This is a genomic window from Bacillus sp. RAR_M1_44 (assembly GCF_020165935.1).
Taxonomy (GTDB): domain Bacteria; phylum Bacillota; class Bacilli; order Bacillales; family Bacillaceae; genus Bacillus; species Bacillus altitudinis.
Genome location: NZ_JAIUKX010000001.1, coordinates 343,559 through 363,323 on the forward strand (window position 1 = coordinate 343,559; position 19,765 = coordinate 363,323).

Below are 19,765 nucleotides of genomic sequence, written 5' to 3' on the forward strand. Positions count from 1 at the left end.
CGTAATCATCATGTTGAATTTTCCCAAAAATGGGCTTTAAAAAACCAAAGAGGCAATGCCTCCTTGGTTTCACTTCAACCCTTTTTACATTTCTTGATCAACTTCGGCTTCAGCTGTTTTTGTATCAAATTGAATGCCGACGACATGAATGTTGATTTCATTAATTGTTAAGGCCGTCATGTTTAAAAGGGTTTGACGGATATTTTCTTGAACAGCAGTGGATACCTTTGGAATGGATAGGCCAAATTCAACCACACAATACACATCAATTGTGATGCCTTCATCAGAGACATCTACTTTCACACCTTTACGGTGATTTTTCTTCCCAAAGCGTTCTGCCACATCAGCAGCGAAGTTGCCGCGCATTTCCGCAATTCCTTCGACCTCTGATGCAGCGATCCCAGCAATGACTTCAATCACTTCTGGCGCAATTTGCACTTTTCCCAATTGATCTTCATCAAGGTTCATTTCAAGCAAATTGTTTTCTGACACGATCATTCACCTCCGAAAGCTGTTATTATTTCATAATTTGATACGTTTCTAAAAACTTCGTATTAAAATTACCGCTCACAAATGTTTCGTGCTCTAGTAATCTGAGGTGGAATGGAATCGTTGTGTAGACTCCTTCAATGACGAATTCTTGCAGCGCACGTTTCATTCTTGCAATTGCTTCTTCTCTCGTTTTACCATATGTGATCACTTTCGCAATCATACTATCGTAATATGGCGGAATCACATAACCAGGATAAGCGGCAGAATCAATACGTACTCCTAAACCGCCTGGCGGAAGGTACATTTTAATTTCACCAGCAGAAGGCATGAAGTTTTTCTCAGGGTTCTCTGCATTAATACGACATTCAATCGCCCATCCTTCGTATACGACATCCTCTTGCGTAAGGGAAAGCTTTTCACCTGAAGCTACTTTGATCTGTTCTTTGATCAAATCAACACCAGTGACCATTTCCGTTACAGGATGCTCTACTTGGATACGTGTATTCATTTCCATGAAGTAAAACTTCTCTTCATTATAATCGTAAATGAATTCAACCGTTCCGGCACCTGTGTATTCAACAGCTTCGGCTGCTTTTACGGCAGCTTCACCCATTTGCTCACGAATATCTGCATTTAGTGCAGGTGATGGCGTTTCTTCCAGAAGCTTTTGCATTCTTCTTTGGATAGAACAATCACGTTCACCTAAGTGAATGGTATTCCCATGCTGATCAGCAAGGACTTGAATTTCAACGTGTCTAAAGTCTTCAATGAATTTCTCCAAATAGACACCTGGGTTCCCGAAGTTTTGAGCTGCTTCCTGCTGCGTGATGGTGACACCGTTAATGAGCTCTTCTTCTGTGCGAGCCACACGGATACCTTTACCACCGCCGCCTGCAGTTGCTTTAATAATGACAGGATACCCAATACCAGCTGCTGTTGAAACAGCATCATCAAGATCTTTTACAATTCCTTGAGAACCAGGGACAATTGGAACACCAGCTTGCTTCATTGTTTCTCTTGCCACATCTTTCGTTCCCATTTTGGAAATTGCTGACGCAGTTGGTCCAACAAAGATGACATTACATTCCTCGCAAAGCTCTGCAAAGTCTGCATTTTCAGCAAGGAAACCATATCCTGGATGAATGGCATCTGTACCTGTTAGTTTTGCCACGCTGACAATATTTGTCACATTTAAATAACTATCTTTTGAAGCAGTCGGTCCGATGCAATATGCTTCATCAGCCATTTGAACATGCAGCGCATCACGATCCGCTTCAGAAAATACCGCAACTGTTTCAATTCCAAGCTCTTTACAAGCACGGATGATTCTAACTGCGATTTCTCCTCTGTTTGCAATTAATAGCTTTTTAATCATGATCGTACTCCTTACTCTGCTTTCACTAGAAAGAGGGGTTGTCCGAATTCTACAAGCTGACCGTTTTCAGCTAATACTTCGACGATTTCGCCTTTTACTTCTGCTTCGATTTCATTAAACAGTTTCATCGCTTCAACGATACATACAACTGAGTTTTCCTTCACTTTAGAACCTGTTGTCACATATGGATCTGCTTCTGGTGAAGAAGAAGCGTAAAATGTGCCAACCATTGGGGATGTGATTTTATGCAGGTTTTCAGACGCAGTTGCCTCTTGTGCAGGGGCTTCGGTCTGAGCTGGAGCTTGTGCTTTAGGAGCTTGTTGAGCTGGAGCTGCTTGGACAGGAGCCACTGGTGCTTGTGCCGCAACTTGCTGAACGACTTCTTTATTTTTCTTTAACTTGATTTTTGCACCTTCGTTTTCGTACGTAAATTCATCAATTGTTGATTCGTCAATTAATTTAATTAGTTCATGAATCTCTTCAATTTTTAACATGGATTTGCACCCCTATGTATGGATTTATCTTTTTTTATAGGCTAGTACTAAAAGTACATACTATAACCATCTTACAGGAGGATTTCGTTGAATTCAACTATTAATGTGATGAGACTCCTCGCACAAGCACCTGAAAAAGGGCGTCAACCCGCATGAAAAAACGCCCTTTTCAGAAAAGGGCGCTTGTGCATTTTTTATTGATTCGATGGCTCAAAAGTGACGGCTACGTTATCAAGCCCTCTCATTTCTTTTGTGACCAAATCAATAATATCTGCTGCTTGGGACTTTGATTTTTTGTCAGAACGTACCGTGATGTTCACTTTATCTCCTTCTGCACTGACGAGCGCATCTTTATATCCTTTTGTTTTGATTAATGTCTCCAGCTGACGCTCTGTTCCTTCTGCCTCACTAAGCGCTGTCATTTGATCATAAGCTTCACTTTTCTCTTGCGCTGTTGCATCATCGCTAGACACGATTTCGTTATACTCTTCACGCTGCTTGCTGCGCTTATCTTCCAGTTCAAGTCTGTAGGTTGTGAAAAGTTCATCATCGGTCTGCTCTGAAACAGCCTTTCCTTCTTCTCCACTTGTTTCAACATCTTCTTGTTTCGCATTGGTTTCTTTGTCAGTTGATTTCTCTTCTGCGTTCTTTTCGGTTCCTTTGTCAGTCCCTTTTTCTGGCTCAGCCTTTTTCTCTTCCATTCCTTTTGATTTTGTATCTTCTACTGTCACAGCATTCTCACCTTGCGGGGACATGATATAGTACACACTTAATACGACAACTAAACTTAGCATCGTTAATAGCCAAACCGTTTGTTTTTTTAACATCATTCCGAATCCTCCTTGATTTTTTTAGGGGCAACAGCCACTCTATGGCTCGGTACATCAAGCACTCGTGTAACCGCTTCAATGATGGTTTTCTTTATTTGAACGTTGTCTACTCCTTGAGCAACAACGAGGACACCTCGAATGTCTGGCTTTTTCGTTTGGACAACAACAGGTGTTTCTTCATTGCCATTTTTAATAATGACAACCTCTTCTTCTTTTGTTTGATCCGTGACACTTCGCACGCCGCCTTCTTTGTCTGTTTCCTCGGTTGTAGTGCTTTTATTGGATTTGTTTTTTTCAAACACTTTTAAAGAGGTTGCGTCTACATTTACCACGATGGAAACATCCTCAACACCAATGATCGTTTCTAAAATCTCTTTCAGCTGATTTTCGTATTCTTGTTCAACATCCTCTATCGAGTTGTTTGACTTACCTGAAGAGGATGGTTTGAACACCGCCTGCTCTTCTGAGGATGTTTTTTTAGACGCAGGAACAGCAGCCTCTTGTTTGCTTGATGGCGGTGACAAAATTTGACTAACTAACATGAATGACACGCCGATGATGAAGACAAGCAGTAAGTAATGGTGCTTCGTTAATTTTGGTTTCCCTTCACCTTTTTCAGGTGCTTGGAACATTGATTTCAGTTTTTGTCTCCAGTCCTTGTTATTCATGATCTGCTGCGTCACCTCCCTCAATGTTGAGCGCAATGTGTTCAGGCCGTGTATTCCATACATCTGCAAGCGTCTCTTTCACCCTCGCCATCTCTTTTGCTGACGCCCCGGCGCTTTCCTCCTTTTGCCTGGAGAGATCAATGTCGACCTTTGCCACCGTTTCTACAGCATCACCTGTGAGCGGGACAAGGACTGCTTTGATGCGAAATTGATCTGCCTCCATATTCTGATCAAGGTGCTCCTCATCTGCCAACACTTCTACGTGTTTCATTTCATAGCTCTCCTTCTCCAGTGGCTCCTTTGCGCTTTTTTCTAGTTGGACAGCCATTTGCTTTAAAATATATGCACGCTGTGAAGCTTGTATTTCTTTTTTTTCTAAATTCATCTGATTTTTTATTTCTTCTGATTGCGCTTGGTCCTTCCCTTTCATGATTTCTGAGAAAATTTGGTCTGGATCTGCCCGGAATAACGCAAAGATCGGATTGAGCATCACGACAATTAACAGTAAGCTGACGACCATTTTTGCATACTTCTGCATGCTTGAATTGGGAAGCAAAAGATCAATCACAATCGCAAATAAAATAAATAGAATAATACTTGTGATCCATTCTGTAAGAAAACTCAAATGGTGTCCCCTCCTTACTTCATCATCATGGTGAGGTTGCCAGCTGTGATGATAACGGTAATGCTTAAAAAGAACATAAGCGATACAACAGCTAATGCAGCAAATATATAAAGAACACTTTTTGAAATGACATCAAGGCAGCTTATAATCGGCCCGCCTCCTAAAGGCTGAAGAATCGCAGCGGCCAGTTTATAAATGAGAGCGAGCGACAGCACTTTAATTGCTGGGAAAGCCGCAATTGAAATCAAAATGGCGACGCCTACAAGACCAACCGTATTTTTCAGCAGCACAGAGGCGCTGATAACGGTATCTGTCGCATCAGTAAACATTCTGCCAAGGACAGGGATGAAATTTCCGGTAATAAACTTGGCTGTGCGAAGAGCGATTCCATCCGTGATAGCAGCAGATGCCCCCTGTACAGAAATGACGCCGAGGAATACAGTTAAAAAAACAGCGAGCCCGCCAATGGCGACATTTCTTAACAGCTGGGCAAGCTGGGTCACTTTGTATTGTTCGGTCAATGTACTGACGATGCTCAAGATCGCTGATAAAAAGATGAGCGGAAGAACGACATATTGAATAAAAACACCGCTCGTGTTCATTAAAAACAAAATCACAGGATGAAAGAATCCGGCTGAGACAAGCCCGCCTGATGAGGCAATAAGTGCTAATAAAAGAGGAATAAGAGCAAGAATAAAACTAGTCATCGTTTGAATGGCTTCTGTTGCATAAGAGATCGCAACATGAAAACTGTTTAATGCAATAATGATAAGCACCATATAAACAAGAGCGTATGCAACTTTACTAACAGTGCTTTGTTCAAACGCATTTTGCAAAAGCTGCAAAAGCGAACAAAAGATGGTGAGTAATATAAGTGTACCTAAGAGCTTTCCATTGGCAATCAGCTCATGAAACAGATAATGAACAAAAGCCTTCAGCCACGTTTGGGGAGACAGCTCTTTATCGCCATCGATCATTTCCTTCACTGTACCTTTTTGGCTTTCAGGCAGAAAGCCGCCATACTCGTCCAATATCGTTTCCCAAAAGTCACTGATAGAATGAAGCTCTAAGGCATCAGCCTGTCCACCCGCAACTTCTTCTGCGACCGGTTCTTCACTTGATAAAGGCACACTTTCTTCTGCACCTGCATACGGAACAATCATCCAAATGAACATCATAAACCCTAGCACAGCTGTCACCCGTTTCATCATCATCACCTCTTTTCCATCAAGTCATGGACGGGATCATACCTAGTATCGTCTCAATGATGACCGTTAAAATCGGTACCGCCATGACCAAAATAAGAATCTTGCCGCCAAGCTCTATTTTTGAAGCGATGGCGCCTTGCCCCGCATCCTTTGTAAGCTGGGCACCAAATTCTGCAATATAGGCAATGCCAATGATTTTCAAAATGGTTTCAACGTATTTCATATTGACGCCGGCACTAGCTGCAATTTTTTCAATCATGGAGATAATGGCATAGATTTGATCGATTAAATAAAGGAAAATGACACACCCAGTAAACACAACAAGCATAAAGGCGAAGGTTGGCTTTTGTTCTTTGACGATTAATGCTAGAAAAGTAGCGATTAAACCAAGTCCAACAATTTGAATGATTTCGATTTGTAAGCCCTCCCCTATCCTTGAAATAGAAATACGGCTTTAATCTTCTTAAACAAATCATCCACAATGGTAGCAACCATAAATAAAATGTAGATAAATCCAAGCAGTGTCACCCACTGTGCGTACTCTTTTTTCCCCATTTGATCTAAAATCGTATGGAGAAAAGCCACGACGATACCCACTCCCGCAATTTGGAAAATGACGTTTACATCAACGCCCATGCTCTCGACTCCCTTCTTCTCACATCAATAACAGAATCAGTAGTAACCCACTTAGAAAACCAAGACTTCTCACCATTTTTTCATTTTTCGCTTGGGCAACTTCAGCTTCTTTTTCCTCTGATTCCAAATGGCCTAAAGCTAACTTGATATATTTTTGCTGAGCCGTCACATCATGCTGACCAAGGGTTTCTCCAAAGTGCTTCAGCGCCTCATATTCGCCTTTTTTTAATACGGTTTTTTTCCATACATCCTCTAGACTTTCATTCCATGCATGCCTCGCAGAAAAAGTTCCGACGTTGAGTTTTTCTGCAAATTGTTCAAATAGCCGATTCACAGGCGGTCCTACTTGGGACGCAATTTGGTCAGCGGCTCTAGCTAAAGGAGTTTGACCATACATAATTTCAGCTTCAAGAGATTGGAGTGCAAATCGGAGCTGGCGGATTTGCTTTGGCCGATCACTGTACCGCTTCGCAAACTCGAATCCTCCCCATGTCGTAGCCGCAACAATGAAAATAGCACCAATAAGCTTTAACATACGTCCACTCCCCGCCTCCTCTTCAGCTCTTGTCCCTCTTGGTCAAATATCCGTCCGATTGTGCCAGGCCCTTTTTCTCTATTTAATTCCACATATCGATCAAACACACGAAGCTGCCATAACGGTTCAAATGATGGCCGTTTAGATAAGTCTTCAAGAGAATATCCATGAGCTGAGACGATAATGGTGACTCCAGCATGGATTGCTTCTAACAGTGCCTGTACATCTTCACTTTTTCCGATTTCATCGACAATGATGACTTCTGGGCTCATGGATCTGATCATCATCATTAATCCTTCAGCCTTTGGGCACGCATCAAGTACATCAATCCGGTGCCCAAAAGAATGCTGCGGCACTCCTCTTATACAACCTGCGATTTCAGATCGTTCATCTACAATCCCTGTTTTTCTAGGAGAAATGGCTGTTGTTCCTGTGCTGACAAGACGTGCTAGATCACGCAGCAATGTCGTTTTCCCGGTTTGCGGCGGACCTATAATCAGTGTGTTACACCAATGTTTTTCATATAAATAAGGGAGAAACGGCAAAGCAATCCCGATCTTCTCTTTTGCGATGCGAATATTAAATGAAGAAATATCTCTTAAGCCTTTGACGAATCCATTTTCGACGATGACCTTTCCAGCAAGCCCAACCCGATGTCCGCCAGATATGGTGATATAGCCCTGTTTTAACTCTTCCTCAAGTGTGTACATGCTGTAATTACTGAGCCTGCCTAATAGCTGAGCCGCATCTTCACCTGTTGTATAATAGGAAAGAAAGCGGGGTTTTCCTCCTTGCATCAGCTCAATTGGGCGATCGGTGCGAATGCGGATTTCTTCTATTTGCGCCCACTCTGATTCTTTTAACATGCTGAGTTCTTGTCCAATTGAGTGCGGGAGAATATCCAACAAACTCCGCAACGAATTCCCCTCCTTTTTTTCTTCTCTAAAATGTATGATGTATGCCGTTAATTATGCCAAGCCATTTCACTTATAAATTCCAACAAGAATAAATACGACACCAATGAAAATAAACACAAGCTTCGCATAGGATAACTGCCCTGCAATTTGATAGATTCCAATCGTCATCGTGATAATAAAAATGAGCGGCCCAATGATCGCTAATATACTATTGATGACAACCGCTTTACGCACATCATTAGTCACTAAAATGAGGATGGCGGCCGTCAGTTCAATCGATGCAGATAAAAACCTCATCCCTGCCATGGCAGCAACTGATGGGTGTATACCCGGGAGAAATTGTTTCATATAGAACCTCCAGCTTTTTTTACACTATATGCTTCGCTAGCTAGAAGTAGTCTTGTTTTTCAAAAGGAAGAGAGATGGATGAGAGAATAGAGTAAGGGGTGTCATAACGAGGCGTCCTATTTTTCAAATAAAAAAAGACTGTAAACACGAGGTTTACAGTCTCTCTGTTCATTACGCTCTTGAAACGTATGAACCGTCAGATGTATTGATCACTAGTTTATCACCTTGGTTCACAAAGAAAGGAACGTTCACGATTAAACCAGTTTCTGTTTTTGCAGGTTTTGATCCACCTGATGTCGTATCACCTTTAATACCAGGCTCTGTTTCTACTACTTCTAGTTCTACAGTGTTTGGAAGTTCTACTCCAAGTGTTTCATCACCGTACATGACGATTTGAACCGACATATTTTCAAGCAAATATTTCAGTTCATCTTTGATTTGCGCTTCGCTTAGTTCAAGTTGTTCGTATGAACTTGTATCCATGAATACATGCTGATCGCCATTTGCATATAAATATTGCATTGTTTTTGTTTCAATTTGAGCTTTCGCTACTTTTTCACCTGCACGGAATGTTTTCTCTTGAATCGCACCTGTACGCAGGTTACGCAGTTTCGAACGGACAAACGCTGCGCCTTTTCCTGGTTTTACGTGTTGGAAATCCACTACACGCCAAATACCGCCGTCCACTTCAATTGTCAGGCCTGTACGAAAATCGTTTACTGAAATCATTTTGTCATCCTCCTACATTTCACCATCATAATATGATAAGTTCTTTCGGTGAGTGGGTCAATCGTTTATTGCCGTCAGCTGTCAGGACAATATCATCCTCAATTCTCACGCCGCCGACATCCGGCAAGTAAATGCCTGGTTCAACTGTCACAACCATTCCCTCTTCTAACACGACATCTGAGCGTGAGGAAAGGCCAGGTGCTTCATGTACTTCCATACCAAGACCATGTCCAGTCGAATGCCCGAAGTATTGACCGTAGCCATACTTTTCAATGATGTCTCGTGTGATGCGATCAGCTTCTTTTCCTGTTAAGCCTGGCTTGATTTTATCCACACCAGCGTTTTCTGCTTCTAATACGATATGATAAATTTCCTTTAATTTGTCGCTTGGTGTTCCTACAGCAATGGTTCTTGTCATGTCTGAACAATAGCCTTTATAATAGGCACCGAAATCCAGTGTCACCAAGTCGCCAGATTCAATCACCTTTTCGCTCGCTCTCCCGTGTGGCAGGCTTGAACGAACGCCAGAGGCAACAATCATATCGAATGAAGATCCTTCTGCCCCTTCTTTTCTCATGAAAAATTCAAGCTCGTTCATGACCGCAATTTCTGTCAGGCCCGGCTTGATGTACGTGAGAATATGATCAAAGGCATGATCTGCAATCTTCGCAGCTTCCTCTAATATCTTAATCTCTTCATTAGACTTAATCAAGCGCAACTTTTCAACTGATTCTGAGACTGGAACAAGCTCGATACCGCTTGCTTTCCCCGAGTACTGCTGGTAGGTGGCAAATGTCATATGGTTTTGTTCAAAACCAAGACGTTTCACCCCAAATTCGTTTGCCGTTTGGACAGCAGTTTCCACAATGTTTCCTTTATGTTCAATGATGTCATAGCCCTTTACTTGATCCTTGGCTTGCTCTGTGTAACGAAAATCCGTAATAAAGGCGGCTCGATCCTTTGAAACGATGGCAAGACCCGCTGATCCAGTAAAACTCGTCATATAATGTAAATTAAAGCTGCTCGTAATCACTAAACCATCTATGTCTAATTCGGCTAAAAGTTTTCTTAGTTTTTCAAGTTTCATGATACTGCTCCCCCTTCACTGACTAAATAACGAATCGCCAATTTATATCCTTCTAAACCAAGTCCAACGATTTGACCTTGGCATACTGGAGCAAGAACCGAATGATGGCGGAATTCCTCTCTCTTATGAACATTTGTGATATGTACTTCGATGACAGGTAACGTAATACTTGCAATGGCATCTCTCAGTGCATAGCTATAGTGGGTAAAAGCACCCGGGTTAAACACGACGCCATCATACTGATCTTCTGCTTCATGGAGCGCATCGACCAAATCTCCCTCGTGATTCGATTGAAAGAACGTCAATTGAATATTTGCTCTTTCTGCAAACTGAAACAAATCCGTTTCTAAATCTGTTAATGTTTTACTTCCATAAACTCCTGGCTCTCTCTTGCCGAGCCTATTTAAGTTGGGCCCATTCAGCACTAGAAAATGAGGCATATGACCACTCCTTCACCCTAATTCACTCTATATCGATGTCTGTTTCTTTTTCCTTAGAAACCTTTCGTTTCCAAAAATAATTTTATCATATGAATGGTGGATTTACACTTTATTCTGTCTTTTTCCCGAGTGCCCTTGCAAGCTTCTGACTCGTTAATTCATTGTATTCAAATGAAATACTGTATCCGACAAACATGCCATATAAAATATATAGGCAAAATGTCGTCACAATGGTGCTTTGCTGCAAATCTTGCACTTGCTTCACATCGGGGAATATAGGATTAAATACATAAAAAACAAGCAGCCACAAAATCCCTCCATAAATCAGTCCCATCCAAAAACCTTTGATCCGTTTGAGCAGTCCATAATAAATAAAGGCTGCCCCAATAGATAAAATCCCTAAAAGTACAATACTCATAAATGTACCAAGTCCGCCTTTTCTCCATTCACCAAGCACAAATGGCTGCAACAGCATATTTGGACTCACCTCTGAAAAATGAAACACATGGGTCAGAAATCCGATAAAGCCCCAAAAAACTCCGCCGACAAAACCTGTGGCTGCTGCCCTTGCCACCATTGAAGACGTTTGTACTGATTGATTTTTTTCTTCTTGGTTTTTCTTTTCATCACGTTTCATATGAACACCTCCAGCAAGTAGTATGTCCAAAATGTCATGAAAAAAAAGGATTTCCGTGCGAGAGTGTAAAATTTTTATAACAGGGTATACTGGCTAAAAAGAGGTAGATAGAATTCTAGTAGATAATCGACCTGTGAGCTAGTGATTTCCCCTCTTTTCCTGTACAATAAAGGTATAAGGAAATGCATGTAAATTACAGGAAACAGGCAGGTTGATGAAATATGTCCAATCAAACGAAACCTCCAGCATATGGAGGGCAGGCAGTTGTGGAAGGTGTCATGTTCGGAGGTAAAAAGAACTATGTGACAGCGATCCGGCGTAAGGATCAGTCCATTGAGTTTTTAAAGCTTCCCCGGACCTCCAATAAACGAACCGCCTTTCTTAAGAAAATCCCTTTTGTCAGGGGTGTTGCTGCACTTGTTGAAGCAAGCGCAAACGGCAGTAAGCACTTAAACTTCTCCAGCGAGCGCTATGACTTAGATCCTTCTGAAGATCATTCTCTTGAAAAGGAACAAAAAAGCTCGAAATTATCAATGATCTTTGGCATTGCTGTGATCGGAGTTCTCTCTCTTCTTTTTAGTAAATTTGTCTTTACTTTAGTGCCTGTCTTTTTAGCCGAACTTGTGCGTCCGGTGTTTTCTGGAAACTTCGCACAAATTGCAGTGGAAACATTCTTTAAATTGATCCTGTTATTAGGCTATATTTACTTTATTTCCATGACCCCTTTAATTAAAAGGGTATTTCAATATCATGGGGCAGAACATAAAGTCATAAACTGCTATGAACAGAATCTTGACATCACAGTGGAAAATGTCCAAAGCCAATCTCGCCTGCATTATCGATGCGGCAGCAGCTTTATTTTATTCACTGTCATTGTCGGCATGTTCGTCTATTTACTCGTACCGACAGATCCTTTATGGGTGAGAGTTCTGAATCGCTTGGCGCTTATTCCGGTTGTTCTGGGCATTTCATTTGAAGTGCTTCAGCTCACAAACAAACTCCGTGACGTGCCAGTGCTTAAAGTGCTTGGCTATCCTGGCCTTTGGCTGCAATTGCTCACAACAAAAGAACCCTCTGATGATCAAGTCGAGGTAGCCATTGCAAGTTTTAATGAACTTCTTCGTTTAGAGGAAGCATCTGCGAAACAAGCATCAGATTCTGCTCATCAAGTGATCTAGTTTATAAATCCGGTAAATTCTTTCGGAGGTGGACAGTTATGAATCGCCGAGTACATCCTGCTTTTACCATTATTTTCGCTTTAGGTGTTTTGGGATTTGTGTATTTACTCACAACGAATCCAGGCAGACTCTTTACGATGCTGCTATCAGTTGTGATCATTGGAGCGGTTCTATTTTTCTTATTTAGATGGCTGATGAATCGAAGAACTGGAACAGAAGGAAATCTTTATCGTAAAGCAGTCAAACAATCAAAACGTCGCTACCAGCAGCCTAAACCAAAAACGAAAAGCCAGATGAAAAACCGGGTCACTCATTTGCGAAGCGTGCCGACTGACCACAAGTCTAAGCCCGTCCTTCTCAAAAAGAAAAGCCAAACACATTTGACAGTCATTGAAGGCAAGAAAAACAAAAAGAAAAATCGCGCCTTATTTTAAAATGTCCAGCTCTTTAAAAATTGCTCGGCCTTCTGTCTGCCTAGATCGACGAGCGCCTTTTTCTTTTCTGTCATGAGATGAAAATCAGTGGCAATGACGTGTTCTACAGGAATAAAAATAATATGACGTTCGTGTTTTGTGGCAATATGTCTTTCGTCATGAGCACCACGCATCGTTTCAAATAGAGCGCCAAACAGTTCAAACGCATTGCGGATGGAATGTTGAGGGCGTTCTTTTTCGTTTGGGGTTAATGTGACACCGACAAACGGTCTTTTTTTCTCTTCAGCAAAAAGCCAAATCGGAAAGTTGCTGAGCACGCCGCCATCCACTATGGTACAAATTCCTTTTGAAGACCTCAGTTTGACAGGTTCGAAAAAATACGGCAGACTGCAGCTCATCCGAATGGCTCTGGCAACAGAAAACCGTTCTGGATTTAACCCATAGGAAGGAAGGTCATCTGGAAGCACAAGGATTTTGCCATTTGTTAAATCAGAAGCGACGATTTTGAGCGTATCTTTTTTCAGATCCCCAAATACGGTGACACCTTTTCTTTTTAACACGTCTGTCAGCCATTTTTCTAGACGGTCACCTTTGTAAAGGCCAAGGCGCCAATAAATAGACACCCACCTGAGCATTTTAAACGGGATGAATTGACACCTTCGGTCAAGCAATTGATGCTCATCCATTTCGTCTAACAGCTCCCGAATCTCCTGACTCGTAAAACCCGCTGCGATGAGTGAAGCAATGATCGCTCCCGCACTTGTTCCAGCGAGACGGACAAATTGAAATCCTCTTGCTTCAAGCGCTTCATAGGCGCCTGCAAGTGCTGCACCCTTAATGCCTCCACCTGAGAACACACCATCTATCTTCATCAAGGAGCCCCCTTTTCTGTCACACTATTAATAGTGTAGGAGCATTTGCCTTTCATTAGAACTATATTCAAAAAGGACACCCTTCGACAGGTGTCCTTTCAGCGTGTAGACAAACCCTCGCATTCGGTGTCAGTCCTGCGCTCCGGTGCTCACGAATGTCAAATTCGCTCCGCTCCGATGCTCGTCCTTCCTAGACTGCAAAGGTTTTCTTTCACGCTGAAAAGAAGACAAAGAGCTAAAATAAAGTACATTTTACCCCTTTGTCAACAATTTAAAAGGACACCCTTCGCCAGGTGTCCTTTTTCTTAAGATTCTTGATTTGTTTGTTCGTTTTTCTTTTGAATCGCTTTCAGCTGAACGGATCGCTCATCGTTTTCTTCAAAGAATTGGACGAGGTCGCCGATGCGGTCAATGCTGTTCCAGCTGAGATGATGCTCAATACCTTCTACATCATCATAAATTTTCTCTTCATCTACACCAATGATTCTTAAAAATTGCTCTAGCAGTTCATGTCTGTATACGAGACGTTTTCCAATTTTTTTGCCTTTCGGGGTTAAAATTAGACCACGATATTTCTCATAAATGAGGTATTCATCTTTATCTAGCTTCTGAACCATTTTTGTTACAGAGGAGGGATGGACAGCGAGGGCTTCTGCAATATCAGATACTCTTGCATATCCTTTTTCTTCTATCAGCATATAAATTTGTTCAATATAATCTTCCATACTAGGTGTAGTCATAAAACCCCTCCAAAATGCACCTTTACTTAATAATCATAACAATTCTACACCATCGCCCATTAAAAAACAAGAAGAGTCCTTCGTCTTAACGCTTGTAATTCCAATCATCTGTGGCGTATTTCGTTTTGGCGAGGTGATGAACAAATGCCAACTCTTCATCTGTCAGCTCATAAGGCACAAGCTCGATATTTAATCCTTTTTCAAACCCTCGTTTAAATGCAACACGCGCATCGTCTATCGTACATGTTCGATCTGAAATTTCATTGATCGCCACCGCTTTGTTTTTAAAGCTGCGCTGCATCCGCTCTCTCACCCGGTCGTTTGGATACAGAAATAAATCAAACAATTTGTCCTCATCAAGATCAATTAAGATCGAGCCATGCTGGAGGATCACACCTTTTTGTCTTGTTTGCGCACTGCCTGCTACTTTTCTGCCTTCTACAACAAGTTCGTACCATGAAGGCGCATCAAAACATACAGACGATCTTGGATTTTTTAAGCTTTCTTTTTCTTTTTCTGTACGAGGAATGGCAAAATATGCATCGAGTCCTAGTTCTTTAAAGCCCTCTAAAATCCCTTCTGAAATGACGCGGTATGCCTCTGTCACCGTCGCTGGCATCTCTGGGTGCTCTTCTGACACGATCACACTGTAAGTCAATTCCTGATCATGAAGAACGCCGCGGCCTCCTGTAGGCCTGCGAACAAATCCAAGACCATAGCGCTCAACCGCTTCCATGTTGATTTCTTTTTCAACATGTTGAAAATATCCAACAGATAATGTCGCTGGATTCCAACCATAAAAACGGATCACAGGCGGGATCAGCTTCTCGCTATGCCAATAAAGCAAGGCTTCGTCCATTGCCATGTTAAAGGCAGGGTCTTGGTTTCCTGTATCAATGAAACACCATTTCTCTTTTTGCATATAAAATCCCTTCTCTTTTACGTAGTCAATGTTAGATAATGGTGGTGACCACCGATTTTCTCTCTTCATCAGTCTATCAAATAGGGAAGGAATTGAAAATAATTCTTACCATTTATGATGACAAGTTTCTTTTGCTTTACTATAATAGTATTTGTCTAAAACGTACCATCAGACAGGTGACTGTGCTGATGCTCAAGAAGGAGTCGAGTCGTATTGCCAATATTCAACTATATCGTCCTCTCACTTTGTGGACTTTTCGTTCTTTATTCCATCGGCAGTTACATTTATCAGCAGCGCATAATGAAAACGCTGACGGAAGCAGAATTTATCAAAGGTTACCGCAAAGCCCAACTCATTGATGTGAGAGAACCAAATGAGTTTGAAGGTGGACATATTTTAGGCGCAAGAAACATTCCCCTTTCACAATTAAAGCAGCGCAAAAATGAAATACGCCCTGACAAGCCTGTTTATCTCTATTGCCAAAATAATTTGAGAAGCGGAAAAGCTGCTCAAACGTTACGTAAAAATGGCTGTCGTGAGATTTATAATTTAAAGGGCGGCTTTAAAAAATGGGGCGGCCGCATTAAAACAAAGAACTAACAAAAAAGACTCTGGGAGCTATTGCCCCCATGAGTCTTTTTATTTTCTTTCAAAAACCAGCACTGGATTCCGTGCAGCCTTTGTTTCATCCATTCGTTTCACAACGGTTGTATGTGGTGCTTCCTGTACGATTTCTGGGTTCTCTTCCGCTTCTTTTGCAATTTGAATCATCGCTTCAATAAATGCATCAAGGGTTTCTTTTGATTCTGTTTCAGTTGGTTCAATCATGATACATTCCTCTACATTTAGTGGGAAGTAAATCGTTGGCGGATGATAGCCAAAATCAAGTAATCGTTTGGCAATATCAAGTGTCCGCACACCTAGTTTCTTTTGACGTTTACCTGAAAGGACAAATTCATGCTTACAGTGGCGGTCAAATGGCAAATCATAATGAGCACATAAGCGGCGCATCATATAGTTTGCATTCAACACCGCATGATCAGTTACAGCCTTTAAGCCGTCTGGTCCCATAGAGCGGATATACGCATACGCTCTGACATTGATACCAAAGTTCCCATAGAACGGTTTCACACGGCCAATAGATTCTGGACGATCGTAATCAAAGAAATAACGACCTTCTTTCTTCACAAGCACTGGCTTTGGCAAATATGGAATCAAATCCTTTTTCACACCAACTGGACCTGAACCAGGGCCTCCTCCTCCGTGTGGACCTGTAAAGGTTTTATGAAGATTTAAGTGAACCACATCAAATCCCATATCCCCCGGTCTTGCTCTGCTTAATACAGCATTTAAGTTCGCTCCATCATAATAAAGCTTCCCGCCTGCTCCGTGAACGATTTCAGCCATTTCTAAAATATTTTCTTCAAAAAGGCCGAGTGTATTTGGATTTGTGAGCATGAGAGCCGCCGTTTCTTCATTGACAACACGGCGCAGGTCGTCTAAATCGACAAGCCCATGTTCATTAGATGCCACCGTAATCGTTTCAAATCCAGCTACTGTTGCAGATGCGGGATTTGTTCCATGAGCAGAATCAGGCACGATGACTTTTGTTCGTTTATGATCTCCTCTTGCTTCATGGTATGCACGAATCATCATGAGCCCCGTCCATTCGCCATGTGCTCCTGCCGCAGGCTGTAATGTCACGGCGTCCATTCCTGTAATTTCTTCTAAATGGTCACCTAAATCATAAAGTAACTCTAATGCACCTTGCACAGTGTCTGCCTCTTGAAGTGGATGCACGTTCGAGAAACCTGCAAGACGTGCCACCTTTTCGTTAATCTTTGGATTATATTTCATCGTACAAGAGCCTAGAGGATAAAAGCCAGAATCGACCCCGTGATTACGCCTAGATAATGCTGTGTAGTGACGCATAATATCCAGTTCAGAAACCTCTGGCAGCTCCGCATCTTCATGGCGGATATACGCTTCATCAAATAAATCTGGGAGCTTCTCCTCAGGTACGTCTAAATCAGGCAGGCTGTAACCAATTCTTCCTTCTTTGGATAATTCAAAAATAAGCGGCTGATCTTGTTTATTCATGACGATCCCCCAATTCCTTGATGAACGTATCAATTTCTTCTTTTGTTCTTAGTTCTGTCACAGCGACGAGCATATGCTGCTGAAGCTCTGGATAATCCCGTCCCAAGTCATATCCACCGATGATTCCTTTTTCAAGCAATCGCTCATTCGCTTCTTTTACAGGTTCATTCAGTTTCAACACAAATTCATTAAAATGAGCGCCCTCTATTTCAGCCTGTAACCCATGTTTTTCTGCCTGCGTCTTAGCATAATGGGCTTTTTGTACGTTTTGATAGGCAATGTCTTTGATACCTGTTTTCCCAAGCGCCGTCATCGCAACAGAAGCGGCTAACGCATTTAATGCTTGGTTCGAACAAATATTTGAAGTCGCTTTGTCTCTTCGGATATGCTGCTCGCGCGCTTGAAGGGTCAGCACAAATCCTCGCACACCGTTCTCGTCTTCTGTTTGCCCGACTAAACGCCCCGGCACTTTCCGCATTAATTTTTTCGTCACAGCGAAATATCCACAATGAGGTCCGCCAAATGCAGCTGGAATGCCAAATGGCTGCGCATCACCAACGACAATATCTGCCCCAAGCTTTCCTGGAGGTGTCAGTAAACCAAGTGCAAGCGGGTTGCTTGAGACGATGAATAAACTTTTCCCTTTATGTGCAATCGGTTCAATGTCTTTTAACGGTTCAACAACACCGAAGAAGTTTGGGTATTGTACAAGGACCGCTGCTGTTTCGTCGCAGACGGCTTCTTCTAATGCAGCTAGATCGGTCTGACCTTTTCGCGCAGGTACCTCGACGACTTCAATATGCTGACCTTTCGCATATGTTTTCAGCACCGCTCTTGATTCAGGATGAACCGTTTCAGAGACCACAATCTTTTTCTTCTTTGTATGACCTGCAGCCAGCATCGCTGCTTCAGCTAATGACGTTCCGCCATCATACATCGAGGAATTGGCAAGATCCATACCGGTCAGCTCAGCAATCATTGTTTGAAATTCAAAAATTGCCTGCAATTCACCTTGAGAAATTTCAGGCTGATAAGGTGTGTACGCTGTATAAAATTCAGAACGTGAAATCACATGATCGACAATCACAGGCTGGTAATGATCATACACACCAGCACCTAAAAACGAGGCATAGGCCACTGTATCTTTATTTTTTGCAGCAAGACGAGACAATTCCCGCACTAGCTCTGTTTCAGATGCGGCTTCTTTGATGTTGTATGCACCTTTGAATCTGACTTTCTCTGGGATATCTGAGAAAAGCTCATCAATCGACTGAACACCGATGACATCCAGCATTTCTTTTTGATCTTGCTCTGTTTGCGGCAAATACCTGTGCTTCATCCTCTATTCCTCCTCGTTATTTGGCTCTTTTATAAAATGGTGTGGCGACGATTTTGGCTTTTAGACGTTTTTTACGAACTTGCACTTCCACTTCTGTCCCAAGCTGCGCCTCTGATGTTTCAATCAAGGCAAGCCCAATATTTTTCTTTAATGTTGGAGATTGTGTACCGGTTGTGACTACACCAATCTGCTTATCTCCTGAGAAGACTGGATAGTCTGTCCGCGGAATCCCCTTATCTATCATTTCAACCCCGACAAGCTTTCGCTTCGGTCCTTCTTCTTTTTGTTTTTTAAGTGCATCTTTTCCGATAAAATCTGCTTCTTTATCCGTTTTAACAGCAAAACCAATGCCGCCTTCTAAAGGAGAAATATCCTTTGTGAGCTCTTGGCCATAAAGCGGGAGTCTTGCTTCAAATCTTAAGGTGTCACGTGCACCGAGTCCACATGGAATCAGTCCTTTCGGCTGTCCTGCTTCTAATAAAGCGGTCCAAAGGTGAACAGCATCTTCTGACTGGCAGTAGATTTCAAAGCCATCTTCTCCTGTGTAGCCGGTTCTTGATACAAGCACCTCTTTTTGCGCAATGATTGCTTTTGATAAAAACGTAAATGGCTTCAATGACGTTACCTCTTCATCCGCAACATCTTTGATGATGTCAGCAGCAAGAGGTCCTTGAAGGGCTAACAAGGCGGTTTGATCAGAGACATTTTTAATCGAAACGTCTTCCTCACCTTGATGTTTCAGCAGCCAATCCACATCTTTTTCAATATTTGAAGCATTGATCACAAGCAAATAGTTGTTCTTTTCTTTTTGGTAGACGAGCAGATCATCCACCGTTCCGCCATCTTCATAACACATGGCTGTATATAGTGCCTTACCGTCTGTCAGCTTTGACAGATCATTGGTTAATAACCTTTGTAAAAAAGGAAGGGCTCCCTGACCTGTGACTTCCACCTCACCCATGTGAGACACGTCAAACAGTCCTGCTTTTGTTCGAACAGCTTCATGTTCTTCTTTAATGGAAGAAAATTGGACAGGTAATTCCCAGCCCCCGAAGTCAATGGTTTTTGCGCCAAACGTTTCATACGCATGAAAAAGCGGTGTTCGTTTCAACATCAATCGTTTCCCCCTTTTTTCTTACAGTGCACATCACAAGCTGAA

Annotated in this window: 25 protein-coding genes; 3 read left to right on the plus strand and 22 right to left on the minus strand. The window is 42.2% G+C overall.

All coding sequences use genetic code 11. The features are described from left to right. Positions 1-84 precede the first annotated feature (84 nt). From LCD34_RS01805 to LCD34_RS01880, 16 genes are all read right to left on the minus strand, one after another. Positions 85-492 (minus strand): Asp23/Gls24 family envelope stress response protein, encoded by a 408-nt coding sequence (locus tag LCD34_RS01805; protein ID WP_017357965.1) that lies wholly within the window; start codon positions 490-492, stop codon positions 85-87. Between the two features lie 25 nt (positions 493-517). Next, positions 518-1,867: an acetyl-CoA carboxylase biotin carboxylase subunit gene (gene accC / locus LCD34_RS01810; RefSeq protein WP_008342217.1), complete on the minus strand. Its 1,350-nt coding sequence runs from the start codon at positions 1,865-1,867 to the stop codon at positions 518-520. An 11-nt stretch (positions 1,868-1,878) separates the two neighbouring features. Continuing rightward, positions 1,879-2,361 carry an acetyl-CoA carboxylase biotin carboxyl carrier protein gene (accB, locus tag LCD34_RS01815; RefSeq protein WP_019743732.1) on the minus strand — a complete coding sequence of 161 codons (483 nt, stop codon included), beginning with the start codon at positions 2,359-2,361 and terminating at the stop codon, positions 1,879-1,881. Between the two features lie 194 nt (positions 2,362-2,555). Further along, positions 2,556-3,188 carry a SpoIIIAH-like family protein gene (locus LCD34_RS01820; RefSeq protein WP_024718861.1) on the minus strand — a complete coding sequence of 211 codons (633 nt, stop codon included), beginning with the start codon at positions 3,186-3,188 and terminating at the stop codon, positions 2,556-2,558. Continuing rightward, positions 3,188-3,823, minus strand: a complete 636-nt coding sequence (gene spoIIIAG, locus LCD34_RS01825; protein ID WP_370529232.1) for a stage III sporulation protein AG — start codon at positions 3,821-3,823, stop codon at positions 3,188-3,190. The genes LCD34_RS01820 and spoIIIAG overlap by 1 nt, the downstream gene beginning before the upstream one ends. 28 nt (positions 3,824-3,851) lie before the next feature. Then, positions 3,852-4,484 carry a stage III sporulation protein AF gene (gene spoIIIAF / locus LCD34_RS01830; RefSeq protein ID WP_007501185.1) on the minus strand — a complete coding sequence of 211 codons (633 nt, stop codon included), beginning with the start codon at positions 4,482-4,484 and terminating at the stop codon, positions 3,852-3,854. Positions 4,485-4,498: 14 nt separating this feature from the next. After that, positions 4,499-5,692: a stage III sporulation protein AE gene (gene spoIIIAE / locus LCD34_RS01835; protein WP_224558446.1), complete on the minus strand. Its 1,194-nt coding sequence runs from the start codon at positions 5,690-5,692 to the stop codon at positions 4,499-4,501. Positions 5,693-5,711: 19 nt separating this feature from the next. Then, positions 5,712-6,125, minus strand: a complete 414-nt coding sequence (gene spoIIIAD, locus LCD34_RS01840; RefSeq protein WP_087978339.1) for a stage III sporulation protein AD — start codon at positions 6,123-6,125, stop codon at positions 5,712-5,714. Beyond that, positions 6,122-6,328, minus strand: coding sequence for a stage III sporulation protein AC (gene spoIIIAC, locus LCD34_RS01845; protein WP_003153142.1), 207 nt, complete (start codon positions 6,326-6,328; stop codon positions 6,122-6,124). Before spoIIIAC ends, spoIIIAD begins: the two co-directional genes overlap by 4 nt. A 19-nt stretch (positions 6,329-6,347) precedes the next feature. Further along, positions 6,348-6,863 carry a stage III sporulation protein SpoIIIAB gene (gene spoIIIAB / locus LCD34_RS01850; RefSeq protein WP_007501189.1) on the minus strand — a complete coding sequence of 172 codons (516 nt, stop codon included), beginning with the start codon at positions 6,861-6,863 and terminating at the stop codon, positions 6,348-6,350. Then, the gene (spoIIIAA, locus tag LCD34_RS01855; RefSeq protein ID WP_224558447.1) at positions 6,857-7,780 is read right to left on the minus strand and encodes a stage III sporulation protein AA; all 924 of its coding nucleotides are present in this window, start codon (positions 7,778-7,780) and stop codon (positions 6,857-6,859) included. Before spoIIIAA ends, spoIIIAB begins: the two co-directional genes overlap by 7 nt. A 66-nt stretch (positions 7,781-7,846) precedes the next feature. Then, entirely contained in the window at positions 7,847-8,128 is a 282-nt protein-coding gene (locus LCD34_RS01860) for a YqhV family protein (RefSeq protein WP_008342211.1), read from the minus strand. Between the two features lie 171 nt (positions 8,129-8,299). Continuing rightward, on the minus strand, positions 8,300-8,857 hold the full coding sequence (gene efp / locus LCD34_RS01865; protein ID WP_007501192.1) for an elongation factor P: 558 nt from the start codon (positions 8,855-8,857) through the stop codon (positions 8,300-8,302). A gap of 25 nt (positions 8,858-8,882) precedes the next feature. Beyond that, positions 8,883-9,944 (minus strand): M24 family metallopeptidase, encoded by a 1,062-nt coding sequence (locus LCD34_RS01870; RefSeq protein ID WP_007501193.1) that lies wholly within the window; start codon positions 9,942-9,944, stop codon positions 8,883-8,885. Then, positions 9,941-10,384, minus strand: coding sequence for a type II 3-dehydroquinate dehydratase (gene aroQ, locus LCD34_RS01875; RefSeq protein ID WP_007501195.1), 444 nt, complete (start codon positions 10,382-10,384; stop codon positions 9,941-9,943). The genes LCD34_RS01870 and aroQ overlap by 4 nt, the downstream gene beginning before the upstream one ends. A 109-nt stretch (positions 10,385-10,493) precedes the next feature. Beyond that, positions 10,494-11,021, minus strand: coding sequence for a YqhR family membrane protein (locus tag LCD34_RS01880; RefSeq protein WP_224558448.1), 528 nt, complete (start codon positions 11,019-11,021; stop codon positions 10,494-10,496). 221 nt (positions 11,022-11,242) lie between these two features. Between LCD34_RS01880 and LCD34_RS01885 the strand changes: the two genes are divergently transcribed. Together LCD34_RS01885 and LCD34_RS01890 are read left to right on the plus strand one after the other, a co-directional pair. Beyond that, a complete protein-coding gene (locus LCD34_RS01885; RefSeq protein ID WP_007501199.1) occupies positions 11,243-12,199 on the plus strand; it encodes a DUF1385 domain-containing protein in 957 nt (318 codons plus the stop codon). 38 nt (positions 12,200-12,237) lie between these two features. Then, the gene (locus tag LCD34_RS01890; RefSeq protein WP_024422959.1) at positions 12,238-12,633 is read left to right on the plus strand and encodes an SA1362 family protein; all 396 of its coding nucleotides are present in this window, start codon (positions 12,238-12,240) and stop codon (positions 12,631-12,633) included. Here LCD34_RS01890 and LCD34_RS01895 read toward each other — a convergent pair. The 3 genes from LCD34_RS01895 to LCD34_RS01905 form a co-directional block, all read right to left on the minus strand. Continuing rightward, entirely contained in the window at positions 12,630-13,505 is an 876-nt protein-coding gene (locus LCD34_RS01895) for a patatin-like phospholipase family protein (RefSeq protein WP_041091753.1), read from the minus strand. The two genes, LCD34_RS01890 and LCD34_RS01895, sit on opposite strands and share 4 nt — an antisense overlap. Before the next feature lie 305 nt (positions 13,506-13,810). Continuing rightward, positions 13,811-14,245, minus strand: a complete 435-nt coding sequence (gene mntR, locus LCD34_RS01900) for a transcriptional regulator MntR (protein ID WP_003215946.1) — start codon at positions 14,243-14,245, stop codon at positions 13,811-13,813. Positions 14,246-14,330: 85 nt separating this feature from the next. Further along, positions 14,331-15,167, minus strand: a complete 837-nt coding sequence (locus LCD34_RS01905) for a biotin/lipoate A/B protein ligase family protein (protein WP_017357972.1) — start codon at positions 15,165-15,167, stop codon at positions 14,331-14,333. 219 nt (positions 15,168-15,386) lie between these two features. Between LCD34_RS01905 and LCD34_RS01910 the strand changes: the two genes are divergently transcribed. Beyond that, positions 15,387-15,767 (plus strand): rhodanese-like domain-containing protein, encoded by a 381-nt coding sequence (locus tag LCD34_RS01910; protein WP_024718853.1) that lies wholly within the window; start codon positions 15,387-15,389, stop codon positions 15,765-15,767. Positions 15,768-15,806: 39 nt separating this feature from the next. Here LCD34_RS01910 and gcvPB read toward each other — a convergent pair whose 3' ends face one another. Genes gcvPB through gcvT form a run of 3 tightly spaced genes read right to left on the minus strand, consistent with a single transcriptional unit; the run spans position 15,807 to position 19,720 of the window. Continuing rightward, the gene (gene gcvPB / locus LCD34_RS01915; protein ID WP_025207615.1) at positions 15,807-17,267 is read right to left on the minus strand and encodes an aminomethyl-transferring glycine dehydrogenase subunit GcvPB; all 1,461 of its coding nucleotides are present in this window, start codon (positions 17,265-17,267) and stop codon (positions 15,807-15,809) included. Continuing rightward, positions 17,260-18,606, minus strand: coding sequence for an aminomethyl-transferring glycine dehydrogenase subunit GcvPA (gcvPA, locus tag LCD34_RS01920; RefSeq protein ID WP_008342202.1), 1,347 nt, complete (start codon positions 18,604-18,606; stop codon positions 17,260-17,262). The genes gcvPB and gcvPA overlap by 8 nt, the downstream gene beginning before the upstream one ends. 16 nt (positions 18,607-18,622) lie before the next feature. After that, on the minus strand, positions 18,623-19,720 hold the full coding sequence (gene gcvT / locus LCD34_RS01925) for a glycine cleavage system aminomethyltransferase GcvT (protein WP_224558449.1): 1,098 nt from the start codon (positions 19,718-19,720) through the stop codon (positions 18,623-18,625). Positions 19,721-19,765 lie beyond the last annotated feature (45 nt).